A 20,160-nucleotide genomic window follows, 5' to 3' on the forward strand; every position below is an offset into this window, starting at 1 on the left:
TGATTTTGAAACAGGGATTAGAGATTCAGTGCTTCTGTCCGGAATATACCCGGCGCGAACAGATCGACAATTTCGTCGGCCAGGCTTTCGGTGTTGATTTTTAGCGCGTCCTTGTTCGCTTTTAAAAGGGCAAAATAAACCGAACTGAAAATAGCGCCGACCATCATTTCACCGACATGGGTCACGTTCAGGTTTTCTTTGATGTGGTTATTGTGCATGCCCAGCTTGAAGTCATTGTAAGCGATGATGATAATTTTTTCTTCGAGTTTCCGGGTGGCTTCAGCCAGTTCCGTCGGCAATCCAAATCCCATGGTCATGGCGATATTGAAGATGTCCGGGTCGGCCACCAGGAACGCCACCGTTGTTCTGATGCGAAGCCGCAGGTAGTTGATCGGCGTGATCGTTTTGAGGTCAACCGCCGATATATCCTTTAAAATGGATATCTCCCATTGCTGGTAGGCGTTTTCCAGCAGGGTGATAAAAATATCCTGTTTGTTTTTAAAATACTGATAGATCGTTCCCCGGGCGATCTGGGCTTCCTTGGTAATATCCGAAATCTGGGTGCGGTAATAACCGTAGGTTGAAAAAAGCCGTTTGGAGCAATCCAGAATCAGTTGTTTGCGTTCTTCCGCTTTCATTTTATATATATCCTTGATGTCTCTGTTTTTAATTCGTCAAAAACATGTTCCCGAGTTTTAGTGCCAAGTCGCCTCCAAGTCCAGAGCGAAACATAAACGAGCGTATTTTTTTTGTTGACAAGCGAACAACAAAAACATAGAACTGACATGTCAGTTCAATTTTTATGAATTGTAAACTGCCAAAAAACAAAAGTCAACATACGGAGGCATCCTTTTTTTCAAATTGCAGGATGAACTCGTAAAAAAATTAAAAATGGACGGAAGGAGGTGGTAAAGCAGGCAGTTTGACATGTCCATGCGCCGATCCGGCAGTCGGCGGGTGAACATAAGATTTTCTGGTTGACAGATACCATATGGGATGAATATAACTTAAAAATTTTAGGACATTCAACAATGTCCGGACAGGAGAAAAGGTATTATGGATATTCCGACGGGATTGAGTATTAAAGATTTACTGCTGGATTTTTCACCCAAAATGGCCAAAGAAATGATCGCCAAGAGCGGCGCTGCCGCTGAACTGGCGGACACCGAGTTTTCCATGGTGGTGGATGTTTCCGGAACCAAGTATAGCTATGTGGTTAAAAACGGAAAGGATTTTGACGTCAAGGAAGGTTCTCTGGACAAGCCCATGGTGGTTATCGGCATTGCCGAAGAAGACCTGAAGAAGATGATCGAAACCAACAGCCTGGATATGCTCCTGGGCATTCAGAGCGACCTGAACAAGAGAAAGTATCAGGCCCTCAAGAGCCTGAAGGGAAAAATGACGGCGAAACTGGCCAATGCCGATGGTAGCGTCGTTACCATCTCCACGGTCTTCAACGGATCGGAAACCCCGGCGGCGACATTCAAGATGAAGATGTCCGATTCCATCGCCCTGGTCAAAAAAGAGACCAACCCGGTCAATCTGTTCATGTCCGGCGGCATGCAGATCGAAGGCGACATGGCCTTTGCCATGCAGACCCAGCCGCTGTTTACTTAATAAGAAGTGGTTTTTGGAAGTTTTTATTTCATTCATCCCATATGGTAATTCAACAGAACGTTTTATGAACCTGCCGACAGAAGGAGATGCGCCTTGACTGCGAAAATGCCGTGGCTCAAAGAGTACAAGGTCTTTGGTATCCCCGAAACGCTGGCCCCTTATCCGGACAAACCGGTCGGCTCCATTCTGGATGAAGCCGCCCGCATGTTCAAGCGGACCGGGGTGATCCAGAACAATTTTAAAATGACCTATCCCGAGGTGAAGGATCATGCCGATCGACTGGCCTGTGCCCTGGTCGACAAAGGACTGAAAAAAGGCGACCGGGTGGCGACGATTCTGCCCACGTCCATTCAGTTCTTCATCGCGGATTATGCCATTGCCAAGGCAGGGCTGGTTCAGATACCGAGCAGCAATCTGGAGCCGCCGGCCCATCTGGAGCATAAATTTTCCAAGGGAACGCCCCGGGCCATTATCTGCCTGGACGAGGACCTGGCCGAGGTGAAGCAGGTCATGGAAAAGGTGAAAATCGAATACCTGATTGTCACCAGGCTGGATGACTACTCCCTGGCGCCGCCGGCAAAACATGCCGATCTGGGTATGGCCAACGCCTTCTGGATGACCGATCTGATCCGGGCAACCGAACCGAGGCCGCTGAATATCACCTTTGACGTGGAGAAAGACCTGGAACTGCTGCTGTTCACCGGCGGCACCACCGGGCTTCCCAAGGGTTGCATGCTGACGCACCGGAATATTTACGCCAACGCGATCCAGTCCAGCTGGGCCCAGGGTGCGGCCAGCCGGGTGGTCAGAGGGGCCATTTCGGTTCTGTTCGGCCTGCCCATGTTTCACTCTTACGGTCATATTATTCTGCATGTTCTGACTATCCTGGGAGCCGACCAGATTCTGATTACCGACGCCCGGGACACCAAGACCATGGTGGATATGATCAAAAAGTACCGGCCGCTCATGCAGATGGGCGTGCCCACGCAGTTTCTGAAAATTGCTCATGAAGAACTGCAGGGCATGGGCATGCTCGGCATTTCGGGCTCCGCGCCCCTGCCGCCGAGTACCCAGGCGGAGTTTGAGAAAAAATCCAGTGGCGCCATCATGGAAGGCTACGGCCTTTCGGAGATGTCACCCTGTACGCACCTGAACACGTCGTTTCTCGTCAGGCTGGCCGGCGGCCGGCTGCCGCAACAGCTCAACAGCGCCTTTTTGAGCTTTCCGGGCGTGGCGCCGGTCGTCAATCAGGGGCTGCGACTGGTGGGCAGCAAGACCATCGGCACCGTGGCCGGCAAGTTTATCTCCTTCAAGGTCAAGAGCACCGGCGGGGAAAAGAAGAAGAAATCCTCCGGCGAGAAAAGAGGCGCGGTGGGCATTCCCTTTCCGGACACGGAGATCATGCTGATCGACGTGGATTCGGGCGTGCCGCTGACCGACGAAGAAATTCTGGCCGGTAAAAGAGGCGAAATGTGCCTGAAAGGACCCCAGCGGATGCTGGGCTACTGGCCGGACCCCGGCAACGGGCTGGACGAGAACGGTTATGTCCGTACCGGAGACGTGGTGACCGTGGACAAGGACGGCTATTTTTATATCGTTGACCGGACCAAGGACATGGTCAATGTTTCCGGATATAAAGTATATACCAGAGAAATCGATGATATCCTGTGTTCCCATCCCAAGGTGGAAATGGCGGCAACCGTCGGCATTCCCGACCCGGACCGGGAAGGCAGCGAGCGGGTGGTCGCCTACGTGCAGCCCAAAGCCGCCTACATGGACACGCTGAAACCCGATGAAATCATAGACTTTTTAAAAGAGCAGGTGGCCAAATACGCTGTTCCCAAAGCGGTTCAGATCGTGGAAACCATGCCCCTGACGGAGGTCCAGAAGCTGGACAAAAAGCGGGTAAGGGCCCTGGCCACGGAAATGTTTGCGGACAGAATAAAAAGTCACCCATAATAAAAGAAAATATTCCAAGAGAGGAGCTGTTGTCATGCAAGAATGTGTCATTGTTGATGGCGTAAGAACACCCAACGGTAGAGCCCACGCGGAAAAAGGCTGGTTCAGGAAAAAACGTCCGGATGAGCTACTGACGGCCGCCTATGACGGTCTGTTTGCCCGTAACCAGCAGGTCAAACCCGAGGATGTGGATGCGGTTCTGGTCGGCTGCGCCAATCCATCCGGTATGCAGAACGATATCGGCCGGCTGGGCTGGCTGGCCGGAGGGTATCCGGACAGCGTTCCCAGCAACACCATTACCAACCAGTGCCCCTCCGGCATGTCCGCCACCATGCACGCCGCCCGGGCCATCATGACCGGTGAAGCCGACATCATGATTGCCGCCGGCGTCGAGGACATGGAAAAAGTGGCCATGGGCGCCAACATGGATTTCCCGCCCCGGCTGTTCAACCGCTACAACCTCATGGAATTCCCCATGGGCGCCACCGCGGAAAAAGTGGCCGAGCTGTATAAGATCGCCCGTGAGGACATGGACAACATGGCCGCCTGGTCAAACATCAAAGCCGCGGCCGCCCGCAATGCCGGCAAGTTCAAGAACGAGATCATCCCGGTCATGGGCGTTAACGATGCCGGTGAGGAATTCCTGGTGGAGCATGACCAGTGGATCCGCGACAAGGTCGACCGGGAAAAGATGAAGACCATGGCCTCCCCCTTCAAGCCGGGCGGAAACGTCACCGCGGCGACCTCCTCCCCGCTGACCCAGGGCGCCTGCTGCCTGCTGCTCATGAGCCGCAAGAAAGCCGATCAGCTGGGCTGCTCCTACACCTACAAATACAGCTACGGCGTTCTCGGCGGCTGCGATCCCTCCATCATGGGCGTGGCGCCGGTTCCGGCCGTTCAGAAACTGTTCAAGAGAACCGGCCTGTCCCCCAAGGATATCGGCGCGGTTGAATTAAACGAAGCCTTTGCCAGCCAGGCCCTGGCCTGCATCAGGGAGCTGAAGCTGGACAAGGACAACGCCCCCTTTGACAAGGTCAATGTCTGGGGCGGCGCCATCGCCCTGGGCCATCCCCTGGGAGAATCCGGGGCCCGTATCATCATCACCCTGCTTAATGTGCTGAAGACGGAATTCCCCAACGAGAAATACGGCCTGGCTTCCCTGTGCGGCGCCTTCGGCAACGGCGCGGCCCTGCTGGTCGAAAAAGTTTCGTAATCACCATCTGTAATTTGTAGGCAATAAAAGCCGGCCGGCGCGGAATCAGTACCGGCCGGCTTTTTGCTTTTCAACTTTGAGGAGAGCCCTGATGAACCGACTGGTTTTCATGCTGATACTGATCGTTGTTCCGCTGACCTGGATACAGACCGTCGCCTCCGTCCGCGCCGAGGAAACCGCTGATAACAGTTACCGGCTGGAAGACATGGTGGTCACCGCCACCCGACAGGAAACCTCCAGGCAGGACGTGGCGGCGAACATCACGGTGATCGACCGGGCGGCCATCGAGCGCATACCCGCGGCCACGGTCGGGGAAGTGCTTCAGTATATACCCGGCGTTTCCATGGAATTTGCCGGGGGGCCGGGGGCCCTGGCCACGACCCGGATCCAGGGGTCTGAAACCCGGCACGTGGCGGTCTATGTGGACGGCGTACCTCAAAACACGCTGGCCAACCCCCTGACGGACCTCAGCAGCCTGACGGTCGAGAACATCGAGCGGATCGAGGTTTACAAAGGCGCGGCCTCCTCGGCCTGGGGGTCGTCCCTGGGCGGGGTCATCAACATCATCACCAGAACGCCGGACCCGGGCAAAGCCATCGGGGCGGTTGCCCGATCCTCCTATGGCAAGGCCGACACCACCAAAAACTCGGTCCAGATCAGCGGCTCACCGGACCGGTTCGGGTATTTTCTGTCCGCGACCGGTAATCAGAGCGATGGATTCGAGGACCATTCCGCCTATGATCAGACCGCTTTCTATGGCAAGTTCAACTATGATCTCACGGATGCCAGCCGGGTGAATTTTGTCTGGAGCGACGATGACCTGCACAATGATGCGGCTTACGTCAGTTATCCGGATTTCTGGGACGACATCGACCAGGACCAGTCCTACCAGCGACTGCTTTTTGAAACCCGGTTCTCCGACCGGCTCGGCCTCTCGGTGGAAGGCCGCCATCATTATTATGACACCCACATCGAAGATGTTTACGCCGACCACCGGGAAATCTACAATGATTATGATGAAACCACCTGGGGCGGGAGCGCCAGGCTCAACTGGACCCCGAGCGAGGCCCATGACCTCAACCTGGGGTTCGACGGCGACTCCGGGCGGTTTGACTGGATCAATTACGCCGAAACATATTCCACCCGGAACTGGGCAACCTATGCCAACGACACCTTCACCCGGGACCAGTTCACGGTAAACGCCGGGCTGCGCTATGACGACAACCAGGATTTCGGGTCGGCCGTGAGCCCCGCGGCCGGGGTTGTCTATCGCCTGTTAAACGATCAGGCCCTGGTGCGGGCCCAGGTGGCCAGGGGATTTTCCGCGCCGCCCGCCGCCTGGGTCAAGGACCCCGTTTACGGCACCGAAGACCTGGACCCGGAAACCGCCACCAATTATCAGGTGGGCACGGAGTTTCGCTTCTGCCGGATCCTGCGGCTGGAAATCAACACCTTTTACGCGGACGTGGAAGACCTCATCCGGTATGTTCCGGACACCCGGAAATACGAAAATATCGATGAGGTCACCCGGAAGGGGCTGGAAAGCACCCTTTCCGCGGCCTTTGACTTCGGCCTGAGCCTGGCCGTTTCCGCAAGCTTTACCGACGTGGAGGATGAAACCACCCATAAGGAGGTGAAGGACATCCCCACGGATCAGTACCAGGTGTCCGCGCTTTACAACTGGCGGTGGATGACCCATTCCCTGCTCGGCAAATATATGGATTACAACTCCACCTTCCCGGAAACCAAAGACAGAAAATTCGTGTTCGACTATCTGTTCAAGGCCCGGCTGCCCCAAATCCGGTATCTGGATCAGGCGGAGGTGTTCTGCGCCGTCTACAACCTGTTTGACGCCACCACCATCTACCGGTACGACTGGCCCCAGCCGGACCGGTGGGCGGAGGCGGGGATCCGGCTGGCGTTGTAGTATCTGTCTGGATCACTCATTTTTCAAACGGGCATATTGCAACCAGTAAAAACCGTAATGAGAAAAGGAAAAAGGGTACTTCAAGGTAAACCGTTTGGACATGGCGTCGATATAGCGTTTCTGGAACAAAAAACTCCCCGGCTGCAGATCGGCGATCAGGCGATCAAACTCATGAGACAGGGCTTTCCGCTGTTCCAGGTCCCTGGCATCAAGGATCCGGCCGGCAAGGGCGGCCGTTTCCGGGGAATAAAAGACACGGGAATAGGACACGGCATTACCCAGGCCCCATAAATTGAGAACTACTTCCAAATTGCGAGGACTCGGGGTCAATTCCGTCTGTACGGCGTCGAAATCCGTGTTCATGAGTTGACGATGACTGAGGTCTTCCAGCGGTACGGCTTTTAAATGGACCCGAATGCCCACATCGTTCAGGCAGAGCTGGATGTACCGGGCGAGCTTAAGGTCGGTTTCGCTGCCGGAAGGCAGCAGCAGTTCAAACTCAAAAAGCGCTCCGTTTTTCATCAGGCAGCGGGCTTGCGGATCCATGGTCCAGCCCGCCTTTTTAAAGCAGCTCCAGGGCATGGGCCGGATCATAGGGCAGGGGCTTTAGATCCGGGTCGTGCCAGATAGACCCGTTGCCCATGGGGCCGGCAATCACCTCGGCCAGGCCGTTTAATATGTTTTGAACGATATAGTCCCGGTCAATGGCCTGGGTCAGGGCCCGTCGCACCATTGGGGTCTCAAACAAAGGATGGCGGGTGTTATACAGCAGGATCGTGTAATACGGGTAAAGTGCCTGCGAAAAATAAAACCGGTCGGTATACTGCTCAATGATTTTATAGTCTTTAAAGGTCAAGTTCCCGACCACATCGGTTTGGCCTTTGATCAAACGGATCCAGGACGCTTCGCGGTCGGGAATATAATACAACACCACCCGGTCAATGGCGGGACGGCCGTTGTAATAGTTCTCATTGGCCGAAAGGACCACCCGGCCGTCATCCGTCCGGCTCACAAATTTAAACGGGCCGGACCCGATGGGTGATTCATCCGGATTCAGGCTTGCCTGTCGAGCCGGAGAAGGGATAATTTCAATATCCCAGATGCTTTTTAAAAAAGACGGGTCATCCCTTTTCAAGCGGATTTCCAGCGCATAAGAATTAATTGCCTGCATGGTATCGATGATATTGCCCAGGCTTTTATCTCTATTTTCAATAGTCGACCGGATGGAAAATAAGGCGTCATCGGCTGTTACCGGTTCGCCATTGTGAAACCGGGCGTCGTCGCGCAACCGGATTCGCCAGGTAAAGGTCTTCGGATCATAGTCCCAGGCCGCGGCCAGGTCCGGTTCCAGTTCGCCTGCCGTGTTCTGGACGCAAAGGAAGCTGAAAATAAATGGAAAAACAAGCGTAGACCCGGAACAGCCGACCTTGTGTGGGTTAAATAAGCCGAAATCGCAGTCCACATCGATTCGCAGGATATTGCCGGGATCGCCGGTCGCGGGATGATTATCGGAATTTTCCTTTGAGGAGCAGGCCGTCAGGAGCAGGAGCGCCAGAAGCCATAAAAGATAAAATATCCGCCGGGGGAATGTCTTCACGATGAACCAGGGTCCTTTTTATATTAAAAGTATGCGTCCCAACGACCAAGGCGTTTACACCGCCGGCCTTTTCAAATCCACCAGGGTCGCCCCCCAGCCGCCGCCGGTCGGCTCGGCGTCCTGAAAGGCGGCCACCAGAGGGTTCCGTTTCAAGGCCGCCTGCACCTTTCGTTTCAGGGCGCCGGTGCCCTTGCCGTGAACGACCCGGACCTGATAAATGCGATGGTCAATACATTCTTTAAAATAATCCAGCAGCAGGTCTTCCACCTCTTCCGGACGGAAAGTGTGCAGGTCGATTTCATCCTGGATAGGAATTCTGACAGGACCGGTCATGACGGCTTGTTCTCCAGAAAAAGGTTTGATAAGAAAAAGAATAAGGGTACGCGACTACGGGTTCAAGGAAATTCTTTCAGGGGGCAGCATGGAAATATCGGAACTGTTCGCTTTTGCGGTCATCATTATCGGCGCTTACCTGGCCGGATCCATACCGTCCGGCGTGATTCTGACAAAAGTGTTTGCCGGCCAGGACATCCGCCAGCAGGGCAGCGGCAACATCGGCGCCACTAATGTGGCCCGGGTGGCCGGCATGCGGCTGGGTCTGCTGACCCTGGCGCTGGATATGCTCAAAGGCGGTGCGCCGGTCTATCTGGCCGGACGGTTCGGGCCGGGGACCGGCGAGGCGGCCATGACTCTGGCGGCCCTGGCGGCTGTCGGCGGCCATATGTATCCGGCGTATTCCGGATTCAAAGGCGGCGGCAAGGGCGTGGCCACGGCCGGCGGCTGCTTTCTGGTGCTGTCGCCCGCGTCCTGCCTGGCGGCTATCGGTGTGTTCGCGCTGGTTGCTTTTCTGACCCGCCGGGTGTCGGCCGGGTCTCTGGCCGCCGCTCTGTCTCTGCCGGTATGCGTCTGGTTTTTTTCCGGCCAGGCGGGTTTTGTGGCCGGCGCCGGCCTGGTCAGCCTGTTTGTCATTATCCGCCACCGGGAAAACATTGTCCGGCTGATCAGCGGGAAAGAATCGGCCTTCGCGTTCAAGCGGAATAAAAGCACGGACAAACCGTCGTAGGGGCGACCCGCCGGTCGCTTTGTATTACGCTCACCCCAGATTGCAGGGGCACATGGAATTATTGTTTTTCACCCAGAAAAGCCACCCCCCACCAGTTCACATGAGCAAACCACCAGGGAAAATATAGCCGCTGGATGTTATGAATACCGACATCAGCCATGCAGGCTTTTATGTATTCAGGTTGATAAACGGTGTTTTGCCAGGTTGCTCCGATGAACCGTCCCATCAGGCTGTCGCGCGTTGTAATGGCCAGCAGTTTGCCGCCCGGCCTCAATACGCGGCTGAACTCTTTAAACCCGTCTTCCACCCTGGGCAGGTATTCGATGGCCGCGGAAGTCATGACCAGATCAAACTCCCCGTCGGAGAAGGGCATGCCGCGCATATCCCCCATTTGCAGGGTCACTTTGTCCTCAAGGCCCAGGCGCCGCAACCGGTTACGCAGGGCACTGACCATCCCATCCGAGAAGTCCAGACCGGTAACGGTCAGGGAAACGGGGGCTTCGGTCAGAAGATTGATGGTTAAAAATCCCGTACCGATGCCGGCATCGAGAATACGCATGCCTTTCACCAGAGCCAGTCGGTGCTGATGACGCCGGACAAAATACTTCAGGGAAGACCGGTAGCCGGCAAGTTGAAAAAAGAACGAATAAAACCAGGGACCGGTTTTGTTAAAAAAAGACTGAATCGCCGGCGGTATGAGTTCTTTCGTCTGATGAGAATTGGTCATCGGTTGTTTCCTCTTAACAGATGGTAAGCGCTCATTGTTGCATGACGAGCCCGTTTTTTACCTGCCTTGGTATCAGGTCAGGGCTGACCAGATCAGACAGAGAAACCCGGCCAGGATAAACTGGCTCTCCACCAGAAATTCAAGCAGGGCGCCGCTCTGCAGCGAATGCTCCTTGTAGGCCGACAGGAGCAGAAAGCCGGTCACGGGCAGGATCAGCAGAACGTATCCCAGGCCGGAGACCACCTTGAACAGGGTGGCGAGCAGCAGCAGAACCAACAGGCCGGCCACGACATATTTCAAGAACCGCAGGGCCCGCTCCGCGCCCATGCGGATCGGGATGGTCTCCTTGCCGGCGATCCGGTCTCCCTGCATGTCGATGATGTCAAAAAAGGCCGACCGTACGAATACCAGTCCCGTGCACCACAGGGTCACCACCGCCGCGGAAAGATTGACCGATTTGGTTGCCGCCGCCGGAAAGGCGCAGACCGCGATCCCCCAGGCCGCCGATATCAGCAGGGTCTTGGATCCGGGAATGTCCTTGATGCGCCGGATCTTCAGAAAAGGGACCCCTTCCGGCACCAGGTAAATATTGTAGGAAAGCCCCAGCAGGCTCATGATCAGCAGCAGCAGAAAGGGAAACAGGCCCAGGGCCAGGGCCACCATCAGCCCCAGTCCGCCGGCGCAAATGGCCATGACCGCCAGAGTGAACATGTTTTTTTCATAAAACACCGCCCGGTAGGGATCATTGTAGCGGTCTTCCTCAATCCCGGTCAGGCGGTTCAAGGTGTGCATGGAAAAGATATACAGCATGGCGATAAATATGTGCGGCACAAAATGTTCGGCGTTTCGCAGAACCGAGGCGCAATAGCACAAAAACCCCGCGCCCACGGCCAGGTAGATGTTGGTCAACAGCAGCAGCCGCTGCAGCATGAAGAGGCGGCGGGCGACCGGGCCTTTGGACTGGTAGTGGGCGGCCTCCAGCTCCCGGTATATTTTTTTGATGATCCAGTTGGGTGTGGAGGCGCCGGCGGTGATGCCGATATGGCGCGCTCCGGACAGGGCCGGAAAATCAATGTCCTGGCTGGTTTCCACATGATAAACCGGCTTGCCGCTCTGCCTGGAAATCTGGGCCAGCCGCTGGGTATTGCCGCTGTTCTGTCCGCCCACCACGATGACGGCGTCCACGGAGTCGGCCAGTCGTTTGACTTCCGCCTGCCGGTCCCGGGTGGAGGGGCAGATGGTATTGAACACCTTGTAATGGGGCCGGATCTCGGCGGCCCAGGCCGTGACTTCCTCGAACAGGGACACGCTCTGGGTGGTCTGGGCCACGATAATGGCCTTGTCAAAGGCCGGCAGGGCTTTCAGTTTTTCCAGGGAATTGACGGCATATCCGTTGTTTCCGGCAAAACCGAGCAGGCCGATCACCTCGGGATGATCCTCATCCCCGATAATAATACTGGCATAGCCCTGATCGGCATATTTGCGGATGATGGTCTGGACCCGGATGACCCGGGGGCAGGTGGCGTCAATGACCGTGTACCCGGCTTTTTCCAGGGCCGCGATGGTTTCCGGGGGCACGCCGTGGGCCCGGATGAGCATAATGCCCGAGCCGTGTTCCGGGATGGTTTCCATTACGGAAATGCGCTTTTCGGCCAGAAGGGCGAGCACCTGGGGATTGTGAATGAGGGGACCGAAGGTCTGGATGGGGCCGCTGTATTTGTTGGCCGCGTCCAGGACCATGTCAACGGCCCGGCGAACCCCCATGCAAAAACCGGATGTTTTTGCGATTGAGACTTTCATGGATGACCGGAACAGAGATCGAATTAGGGGTTTTCTTTCAGGAAAATCTTATGATCAACCAGGGAGAGGGCGTGAATATGGGCTTTCAAAAACTTCTGTTCGCCGAAGATGCTGATCAGCTTGACGCCGCCCTCATCCGGCTCCACCAGATCGACCGACTCCATGACCAGTTCGTCTCCTGTTTCTTTTTTTATATAGGCGTTGGCTTCACACATGATGACTACTCCTCACGGCAAAAAGTCTTTAAATGTTTTTCCACCAGATCGTCCAGCAGGTGCGGCAGCGGGTCGGCGCTCAGCCCGACGATCTCCATGTTTTCCTGGGAAAGGGGGATCAGCAGTTTTTTTGCCCGGCATCCGGCCACGGCCTCGGCCATTTTCGGGGTCACCTCGCCCATCATGGCGTGAGCCATGATGATGCCGAAGGGGCCGACGACCACATCCGCCTCCAAAACGGTCCGGACGATGGCGTTCTCTCCCGAGGCCCCGCGATTGGCCCTGGCTTTGAGCATCTGGGCCGTGGCAATAGCGTTGGTGCCCAGGGCGATCACTTCCACGGATTCGCCGAAAGCGGCTTTCAACCGCTTGATAATGGCGGCGCCGATGCCGCCGCCCTGCCCGTCTATCACGCAGATTCGTTTCATGTGGCCACTGTAGCTTACCAACTGCCGGATATCAAATGAAAAAAGGCCGCGAAAACTATAGCGAACCGTCCAGCTCCTCGGCGACCGATTTCCTGCAGACCCGGCAGGTTTGGGCGCCGCGGAAGAGGGGGGTGCCGCAGCTGGAACAGTGATAGCGCTCGCATTCTCCCCGGGCCCATTCAACGCTTCCCTGTTCATCACCGTGCTCGGCGACATGAGCCCGCCAGAGCGGGATAGCCCGTTTCATAACCCGCCTTCCGGTAGCCAGACTGAAGCTGTCGATTCTCTGGCAAGGCCAGTCAGCGCATTGATGGCAGGAGTAATAACCCTTGCTTTGAACGCATTCGCGTATCGGACAGGCGGTGCAGTATTTATAAAGTTTTCCCGCGGGCTCCTTCTGCATACAGCCCAGGCACTCGGTTTCCCTGGGGTCGGTCCCGTAAAGGCCGCCCAAAGCGGCCTTGAATTTTTCATTGTTGTCGCGGGTGGCAATATAGACGCCGCACACGCCGCAATATAATCCGCAAGGCGCCATCAATTCTTTTTTCCGGATTTCCTCTTCAGTCCAACCTTCCATCTGTAAACTCCTTTTCCATTTTTAAAAGTATACCATACCATCTGATGATGAAATCGCAAAAAGTCATTACATCGTCATTCCGGCGAACGCCGGAAGCCAGAACCACCTGATTTCACTGGACCCCGGCTTTCGCCGGGGTGACGAAACGATGGAAAGGCGTTTCATCCGGATTATTATTCAGGCAGCACGGATATTTTTCTGGAAATCCAGGAAGCAGACTCGGGGCTGCAAGCTTTTCAGACATTTACGCCGTCGTTTGATGAGATTTTTGACTGGTTGTGGCGCAACTATTCAAGTGTGGGGTCACCGAAATCGGGAAGAATCGAAAACTTAACGCTGGAAGTTCCCCTGACGGCTGACCAGGCAAGACGAGGCGGTAACACCAGAATCATGGTACCGGTAATGGCGGTCTGTCCGACTTGTGGCGGAAACGGCGGGGTTGGTCCTTATGTGTGTGTCCGATGCGCCGGCGAAGGGGCGATAACCGGAGAGATGCCGGTATCCATCGCTTTTCCGGCGGGGCTGACCGGATCACACGCCGTAAGAGTCCCCCTGGAACGCTTCGGCATTAAAAACATTCATCTGACGGTAATGTTCAAAACCACGGGTACACGGTAGGGGCGGTTTCCGGCAAGAGCTATTGTCAAGCCGCCACCAAGCCGGAAAAATTCATCCGGGCGCAACGAAACGTCAGGTGGGTGGCGTTATAAACGATTTGCGGCGAAAAACGGTTTTCAGCCCTGTCGAAACATATACCGTCAGCAGCATTATTGTTGACAGCGTCAGAATGGACATCGATAAAATTATTAGTCTTAGTTGCATCATTTATTGTCTGTTTACCTCATAATCTACAAAACCAATCCGTTGAATCCCGTTCCCTGGTAACCATGGCCATAAACAAAGGCGGCCGCCGGGGTTTCCTGAAAAACATTGTTGCAATAAAAGCAAGAACCAGGCCGACAATCATGGTTTTATACAAAAACGGAACCGATTATTGAATGTTGTGTAAAAACAGACAGATGAAATTTAGCCACGGTGTTTATCGACAATAATTCTGTCTGGATTCATGTAGAATCAGGATTAAAATTACGAAAATTGTTCACAAAAAACGGACTTCGTCCTAATAAAACGGACAGAGGGGTATCTTTGCCGTCCCGCCTTTTAATCTCCATCGGAATTTACACGCGAGTTTTTCTGACCCCTTGACCCCTCGGTCCCCTGAATCCTTGGCGTCAACCAAGCTGGAAAAAACCTAAAAATTAAGCCAGCCCCAGCTCTCGTTTAAACCGATCGAATATATCCACCGCCGCCACGGCCGACTCGCCGAAAGCGTCCACGCCCATTTCATCGGCCAGTTGCTGGGAGCAGCAGGCCCCGCCGATGGCGATTTTGACTTTATTCCGGAGGCCTCTGGCGGTAAGCAGAGCGACCACTTCCTTTATGGCCGGCACCATGGTGGTCAGGAGGACGGACAGCCCCAGCAGCGGTATTCCCGTATTGCTGACGGCATCGACGATCTTGTTAGACGCGACGTCGACACCGAGATCGACGATTTCATACCCCTGGGCCGAAAGAATCATGGCCACGATGTTCTTGCCGATATCGTGAACATCGCCCTTGACGGTGGCCAGGATCACTTTGCCTTTTTTTCCCATGTCACCCGGGTCCATCTTGTCTTTGAGCATACGGGTCGCCCCGGTGACCACCTCGCCCGCCATGATGAGCTCCGCCAGATAATAGTCCCCGGCTTCGAACTTCTGCCCGACGACGTCCAGTCCTCCGCTGAGGCCTTCCTCTATTATCTGTATGGGCGTGAGCCCCTCATCGAGACATTTTTTAACGGCAGCGATGATGACATCGTCCTTCATGTTGATAACGGCATCCTGCACAACGGCGATGCATTCTTTCATTATTTATCTCCTTATCTGAAATGATTTGTTTGTTTTTCGCGGTAATGTTTATGCCTTATATCTCACGACTTGATCGGGGACGATAATGCAGGAAAAACCTTCAGGTTTCCCGATCTTGAAGGCGGCCTGAAGGCCGCCCCTACGCGAGCGGATACGAACCGTACTTTCTGGCCGCGTCCAGCATGACCCGCAGCTTGTGCGCCGGCATGCTGTCCTCACTGTGGGTGGGGCCGATGATGAAACGCCCGCCGGGGCCGAGCCGGCTGATCAGCTCCTTGACCTTGTCGACGACTTCCCCGTCTTTGGACCGCTCCGTCAGGAGGTAATCGATGCCGACGCCGCCCATAATGGTAAATCGCTCACCGTGTGATTTCTTGATGCTGAAAATATCGACGTTGGACGTGTTCTCAAAGGCATGAAGTCCGTCCACCCCCCATCCCGCGAAAACATCAAACAGCTTGGTGTTGTCCCCGCAGGAGTGAAGCACCACTTTCCTGCCCCGCTGATGGATATTCCTGAACAGGCGTTTGTAGCGCTCGCCGAAAACATCTTCCACCATTTTGGGGCTCATGAAGGGCCCGGTCTTGAAGGCAAAATCATCGGTGATGATGATGACCGGCGTGCCGGCGTCCATCATGGCGGTGTGGGTCTTGAAATTGATCTCTTCGACGATATCCAGGAACCGCTTGGTGTAATCCGGGTGCTTCTTGATCCATATCGGGACCTTGGCGATGCCAAAGGTCCAGTTCATGGATTCCTGGAGGCCGCCGAAAAACCCCTGGGTCATGACGCAGGTCTTGTCGCCGTTTTCAGCCAGGAATTTTTTATAATAAGTATAGACCCGGTGGGCCATTTCATCGGTGTCCGGCCAGTAGGGCCAGGCGTCGAACTCTTCCGGGGTATTGATGCCGGGCCCCCGGTACATGTACGTCATGCTGCCGAACCCGTCCGGAATCATGTTGTATATAGAGCCGGTGGTAAACACGATGGTTTTTGAGTCCGGATAATGCCAGGAATCATCATAATAGGCCCAGACCAGGTCAAAGCCCATCTTCACCTGGGCCAGGTTCCGCCGTTTGATCGTTCTGACCAGGGTGCTTCTGGCTATCGGCCGGGTCAGTTTTTCAGGCAGGTTGTCCAGCAGAAACCGGTTAACCGGGAAATTCGCGAATTTTTCTTCGGATATGAACGGCTTGCCGATGATTTCATTGGCGGTCCGGCTTTCCATCATGGCGCAGAAACAGGGAACCCTGTCCACCGGCTTACCTTCGAACGTCTTGTAAATTCTTTCAACCGGATGCATCGCTTCCTCCATAATTGATTGTTGACGTGCCGCTATGGTTGTCTTCAGGATACGTTTTCCGTAGATGGCGTCAATTGCCGAAGATATCAATATATTGTCATTTGATATCATCTTAGCGCCGGTCCACGCACACCCCGGGCCCGCTGACCGGCCTGCTGGAAGAACCCACACCCCGGTTGCCGGCGAAAGCCCGCGCCGACCGGCGGCAGCCGGGAAAGCGTTGACACACCCGCCTGATCTTGTTACAGATATTGGTCAAGAATTAAGCTTCTCCCCTTAAATTCCGGTTTTTAAAATCGATACCCGTAAAAGAGAAACTTCACCTTTTAGTCGGGAGGTCAATATGCAAAAGGATGTTTCAGGAGCCCAGGTGCTGGCGCGTTGTTTTGCCTCCCAGGGCATAAAATTCTTCTTCACGGTGCCGACGCCCAGGCTGGCGCCGTTGATCCGGGCGCTGGAAGATGAAAAGGAGGTCCGCGTCATCACCGCGCACAATGAAACCGCGGCGGCTTTAATGGCCGATGGTTACATCCGGCGGTCAAGGCTTCAGGCGGCGGTGCTCACGGACGCCAGAGCCCGGGCCATTTCCCAGATCTGCGGGGTAACCAACGCCTGGGCGGACAAGGTCCCCCTGGTGTCGCTGTCTTTGTGCGAAAACGACGAGCCGGACGGCAACAAAAGCGTCGAGCGGTGGCGTTATGATCAGCGCGCCGCCTTTCAGGCGGTCACCAGCTGGAATATCCGGCTGACTTCCCTGGAAGAAGCGCCGGACCGGATCGCCAAATGCCTGCGGGAATCCGTCAACAATAAAATGGGACCGGTTCACATTGATATTCCCTTCCGGCTGCTCGGTCAGAGCCTGCCGGAAAGCGCCGTCAGCAGCCCGCCGGAGATGCGTCCGCGGCCGGTGGAGCCGTTGCGCCTGAGGGCCGAAGCCGCCGCCGTGGCCCGGGCGGCAAAGCTCTTGATGGCGGCCCGGAAGCCGCTGATCTTCTGCGGCGGCGGCGTCAAGGCGTCGGATGCCTGCGCCGACCTGGTCCGTTTTCTGGAAACCTATAACATTCCCATTGCCACTTCCATGGCCGGCATCGGCAGCCTGCCCTTGAGCCATCCGCTGTGCCTGGGCGGCCCCAGTTACACGTCCGGCGAGGTGTTTCACGTGGCCGTCAGGGAAGCGGACGTGGTGCTGGCGCTGGGCGCGGCCTTCAGCGGGCTGGACGGCTTCGGGTTGCCGCCGGTCTGGTCCGGGGCCATCCAATTCATTCATGTGGATATTGATCCCCGGCAGCTGGGACTGAACGTGCAGCCGGAGGTTCCGGTCCAGGCGGATGCCGGAACTTTTTTAAAACAGCTTGCGGCGGAAATGGAGAAAAGCAATTTTCACAGCGGCCCAAGGTGGAACGCCTGGAACAACCGGCTGCAAAAGCTCAAGCAAACCCGCCTGGCGCGCCTGGAAAAAGACGCCGAGAGCAAGGGTCGGCTCATGCATCAGGCGAAGTTTGCCAAGGAACTGGGCAGAATGAAATCGCAACTGCCGGATGACCCGGTAATCGTCATGGACGGCGGCAACACGGTTTTATACATGGCCATGTACGCGCCGGATATCGACCCCTGGCAGATTCTCTTTCCTTACGGCATGGCGGCCCTGGGCGGCGGCATCCCCTACGCCATCGGCGCGGCCCTGGCCGCGCCCGGCAAGCCGGTGTTCCTGGTCACGGGTGACGGGTCCTTCCTGTATAACATTCAGGAGCTGGAAACCATCAAGCGCCTGAATCTGCCCATTACGGTTTTTGTCAATAATGACAGCGCCTGGAACATGATCCGTTCCATGCAGAATTCCTTTTTCGCCCAGAATTTCGTGGGCACGGACATCGAAGGCGTTGAGTATGCTCGCATCGCCCGGGGGTTTGGCTGGAACGCGGAGAAGGTGACCGAGGCCGCGGATATTCTGGCCGCTTTTGAGAAACTGGGCCGGGAGCCCGGCCCCGGGCTGATTGAATGCATCACCGACAAGGCCAACACGCCGGACAGCCTGCTGAGCTTCGCGCTGGTGGAGTTTGAGGGGGCGCTGCGATACCTTAATCCGCTCAAGGTCCTGCAAAGTTTCTGGTTGATGCGCCGACTGGGCTGGTGGCGCAATTTTTACCAGCTGACCTATATCAGAAAAGCATTGCTTCGAATCAACCCCATGGCAAGGAGGGTGTAAGATGAACCTGATAACGGGTGGAGAAGTGCTGGTTGACTGTCTGCGGGCCCAGGGGGTGCGTCAGGTGTTTTCCATCATCGGCGGGCAGATGGGCACGATTTACGATACCATCGGCCGCAGGGAGGATATGGACCTGTTTGTTCCCCGCTGCGAAACAACCGTACCGCTCATGGCCGCCGGTTATGTCGCCTCCACCGGACGACCGGCGGTTTCCCTGACCACGGTGGGCGCGGGGGTGGTTTACGAAGTGGCGGGCCTGGCCTGTGCCTGGTTTGATTATCTGCCGGTCATTTCATTGGCGCCGCAGGTGCAGAGCTGGAAAACAAAACCCCATCAGGAAAGCCTGCAGGCCTGCAACCAGGATGAGATTTATTTTCCGCTGACCAAATGGAACACCATCGTCTATCACTGGAAACGGATTCCGCAACTGCTGACGCGCGCTTTCCGGGAAGCCTACACCGGTCTTCCCGGGCCGGTCCATCTGGATTTTCCGGTGGATATACTGTTCCGGCGGGGTATTTGGGGTCCAAAAGATCTGCAAAAAGTGCCCCTCGTAAAAAGGGAGGCCGTCATTCCCGGCGCGGCCGCGCAGATCGATAACGCCGCCGCGGCCTTGAAAAACGCCGGGCGCGGCCTGGTCATCGTGGGGCAGGGAATCGGCCGGAAGGGGCGCTATCGCGGTATCCGCCGGCTTTTAAACCAGTGGGGATGGCCGGTTATCACCACGCGCCTGAGCGCGGGAATTCTGCGCGGAACGGATGCGGCCTATGCCGGGCCGGCCGCTCTTCTGGCTGAAACCGGAAAAGGCCGGGAACTGCTGAAAAATGCCGACGCGATTGTTGTTATCGGCCTTGATCCGGAAACGGTCGCCCTGGCAGAAGCGTTCGGCTGGGGCGAAAAACCGCTGGTCCAGATCGAGACCGATCCGTCCGCCCTGCTGACCGCCGCGCGGTTTCCGGTTTATGCCGATCCGATCAGCGCCGTCACCGGCCTGATGACTTCGGGCCTGGCCGCTGAACCGGCCGGGAACCGGTTGGCGTCTTTCCGGAGCATTTTTGCCGAACGTGTCGAACAACTGGCCGGTGATGAGAAGGGCATCAACCGGGCCATCACCGCCCTGGGCAAGACAACCGGCGAAAAAGATATTATCGTCGCCGACGGCCCCGGCATCGGACGGGCCGCTGCCGGTCTGCTCGGAGAGGCTGAATATCGCGATTTGTTCTGCCTGGACGAAAACGAAATGCCGGGCGCGGGCCTGCCGTTTGCCATCGGCGCCGCCATCGGCAATCCCGACGCCAGGGTAACGCTGATTTGCGATAAGGAATCGCTTTTCGCCCATGTGCGCGAAATATCACCCGCGGCCCTGGCCGGCGTGGCGCTGCGCCTTATTGTGGCCGATAACCGCAACGCGGCCGTTAACTGCGCCGATACCGCGGCGGTGCTGGAAGGATTGACCTGTTCCGTGGTAAACCGCTCTTCCACCGACGCGATGGAAATACCGGAATTCAAAGCCCGGCCCATCACTGCCGTGGTGGTGGCGCCGGACCCGGAAAAAGCGGCAATCACGGCGGACCGGCGGGCCGTGGCTCTGGCATCATGAAACAGACAGGAGGATAAT

General features: G+C 56.0%; 19 protein-coding genes. 8 read left to right on the top strand and 11 right to left on the bottom strand.

What is annotated here, in order from left to right; translation table 11 throughout:
- Positions 1-17: 17 nt before the first annotated feature.
- Positions 18-638, bottom strand: coding sequence for a TetR family transcriptional regulator (locus tag AB1724_07090; protein ID MEW6077557.1), 621 nt, complete (start codon positions 636-638; stop codon positions 18-20).
- A gap of 418 nt (positions 639-1,056) precedes the next feature.
- Between AB1724_07090 and AB1724_07095 the strand changes: the two genes are divergently transcribed.
- From AB1724_07095 to AB1724_07110, 4 genes are all read left to right on the top strand, one after another.
- The gene (locus tag AB1724_07095; GenBank protein MEW6077558.1) at positions 1,057-1,617 is read left to right on the top strand and encodes an SCP2 sterol-binding domain-containing protein; all 561 of its coding nucleotides are present in this window, start codon (positions 1,057-1,059) and stop codon (positions 1,615-1,617) included.
- Positions 1,618-1,710: 93 nt separating this feature from the next.
- Positions 1,711-3,576 carry an AMP-binding protein gene (locus tag AB1724_07100; GenBank protein MEW6077559.1) on the top strand — a complete coding sequence of 622 codons (1,866 nt, stop codon included), beginning with the start codon at positions 1,711-1,713 and terminating at the stop codon, positions 3,574-3,576.
- A gap of 34 nt (positions 3,577-3,610) precedes the next feature.
- Positions 3,611-4,789: a thiolase family protein gene (locus tag AB1724_07105; GenBank protein ID MEW6077560.1), complete on the top strand. Its 1,179-nt coding sequence runs from the start codon at positions 3,611-3,613 to the stop codon at positions 4,787-4,789.
- Between the two features lie 91 nt (positions 4,790-4,880).
- Positions 4,881-6,716, top strand: coding sequence for a TonB-dependent receptor (locus tag AB1724_07110; protein ID MEW6077561.1), 1,836 nt, complete (start codon positions 4,881-4,883; stop codon positions 6,714-6,716).
- Positions 6,717-6,728: 12 nt separating this feature from the next.
- On the opposite strand, the gene AB1724_07115 is transcribed toward AB1724_07110, so the two are convergent.
- The 3 genes from AB1724_07115 to AB1724_07125 are packed head-to-tail and all read right to left on the bottom strand — an operon-like array spanning position 6,729 to position 8,646.
- Complete coding sequence (locus AB1724_07115) at positions 6,729-7,262, bottom strand: hypothetical protein (protein ID MEW6077562.1); 534 nt, start codon at positions 7,260-7,262, stop codon at positions 6,729-6,731.
- Positions 7,263-7,278: 16 nt separating this feature from the next.
- Positions 7,279-8,313: an ABC transporter substrate-binding protein gene (locus tag AB1724_07120; protein MEW6077563.1), complete on the bottom strand. Its 1,035-nt coding sequence runs from the start codon at positions 8,311-8,313 to the stop codon at positions 7,279-7,281.
- A gap of 54 nt (positions 8,314-8,367) precedes the next feature.
- On the bottom strand, positions 8,368-8,646 hold the full coding sequence (locus AB1724_07125) for a Smr/MutS family protein (protein ID MEW6077564.1): 279 nt from the start codon (positions 8,644-8,646) through the stop codon (positions 8,368-8,370).
- 88 nt (positions 8,647-8,734) lie between these two features.
- Here AB1724_07125 and plsY point away from each other — a divergent pair, with 88 nt between their 5' ends.
- Positions 8,735-9,376, top strand: coding sequence for a glycerol-3-phosphate 1-O-acyltransferase PlsY (gene plsY / locus AB1724_07130; GenBank protein MEW6077565.1), 642 nt, complete (start codon positions 8,735-8,737; stop codon positions 9,374-9,376).
- 58 nt (positions 9,377-9,434) lie between these two features.
- On the opposite strand, the gene AB1724_07135 is transcribed toward plsY, so the two are convergent.
- The 5 genes from AB1724_07135 to AB1724_07155 all read right to left on the bottom strand — a co-directional run bounded on the left by AB1724_07135 (position 9,435) and on the right by AB1724_07155 (position 13,123).
- A complete protein-coding gene (locus AB1724_07135; GenBank protein ID MEW6077566.1) occupies positions 9,435-10,103 on the bottom strand; it encodes a class I SAM-dependent methyltransferase in 669 nt (222 codons plus the stop codon).
- 72 nt (positions 10,104-10,175) lie between these two features.
- Positions 10,176-11,903, bottom strand: a complete 1,728-nt coding sequence (ispH, locus tag AB1724_07140; protein ID MEW6077567.1) for a 4-hydroxy-3-methylbut-2-enyl diphosphate reductase — start codon at positions 11,901-11,903, stop codon at positions 10,176-10,178.
- Between the two features lie 23 nt (positions 11,904-11,926).
- Complete coding sequence (locus tag AB1724_07145; protein MEW6077568.1) at positions 11,927-12,118, bottom strand: CooT family nickel-binding protein; 192 nt, start codon at positions 12,116-12,118, stop codon at positions 11,927-11,929.
- A gap of 5 nt (positions 12,119-12,123) precedes the next feature.
- Positions 12,124-12,546 (bottom strand): DUF3842 family protein, encoded by a 423-nt coding sequence (locus AB1724_07150; GenBank protein MEW6077569.1) that lies wholly within the window; start codon positions 12,544-12,546, stop codon positions 12,124-12,126.
- A 55-nt stretch (positions 12,547-12,601) separates the two neighbouring features.
- Entirely contained in the window at positions 12,602-13,123 is a 522-nt protein-coding gene (locus AB1724_07155) for a DUF3795 domain-containing protein (protein MEW6077570.1), read from the bottom strand.
- Between the two features lie 390 nt (positions 13,124-13,513).
- Between AB1724_07155 and AB1724_07160 the strand changes: the two genes are divergently transcribed.
- Positions 13,514-13,741, top strand: a complete 228-nt coding sequence (locus AB1724_07160) for a hypothetical protein (protein ID MEW6077571.1) — start codon at positions 13,514-13,516, stop codon at positions 13,739-13,741.
- A 641-nt stretch (positions 13,742-14,382) separates the two neighbouring features.
- On the opposite strand, the gene AB1724_07165 is transcribed toward AB1724_07160, so the two are convergent.
- Both AB1724_07165 and AB1724_07170 read right to left on the bottom strand, forming a co-directional pair.
- A complete protein-coding gene (locus AB1724_07165; GenBank protein ID MEW6077572.1) occupies positions 14,383-15,033 on the bottom strand; it encodes a cobalamin-dependent protein in 651 nt (216 codons plus the stop codon).
- Between the two features lie 139 nt (positions 15,034-15,172).
- On the bottom strand, positions 15,173-16,336 hold the full coding sequence (locus AB1724_07170; GenBank protein ID MEW6077573.1) for a uroporphyrinogen decarboxylase family protein: 1,164 nt from the start codon (positions 16,334-16,336) through the stop codon (positions 15,173-15,175).
- Between the two features lie 343 nt (positions 16,337-16,679).
- Here AB1724_07170 and AB1724_07175 point away from each other — a divergent pair, with 343 nt between their 5' ends.
- Both AB1724_07175 and AB1724_07180 read left to right on the top strand, forming a co-directional pair.
- Positions 16,680-18,542: a thiamine pyrophosphate-binding protein gene (locus AB1724_07175; GenBank protein MEW6077574.1), complete on the top strand. Its 1,863-nt coding sequence runs from the start codon at positions 16,680-16,682 to the stop codon at positions 18,540-18,542.
- A gap of 1 nt (position 18,543) precedes the next feature.
- Positions 18,544-20,142, top strand: coding sequence for a thiamine pyrophosphate-binding protein (locus AB1724_07180; protein ID MEW6077575.1), 1,599 nt, complete (start codon positions 18,544-18,546; stop codon positions 20,140-20,142).
- The last annotated feature ends 18 nt before the right edge of the window (positions 20,143-20,160 follow it).

This window comes from Thermodesulfobacteriota bacterium (genome assembly GCA_040753795.1).
Classification (GTDB): domain Bacteria; phylum Desulfobacterota; class Desulfobacteria; order Desulfobacterales; family Desulfosudaceae; genus JBFMDX01.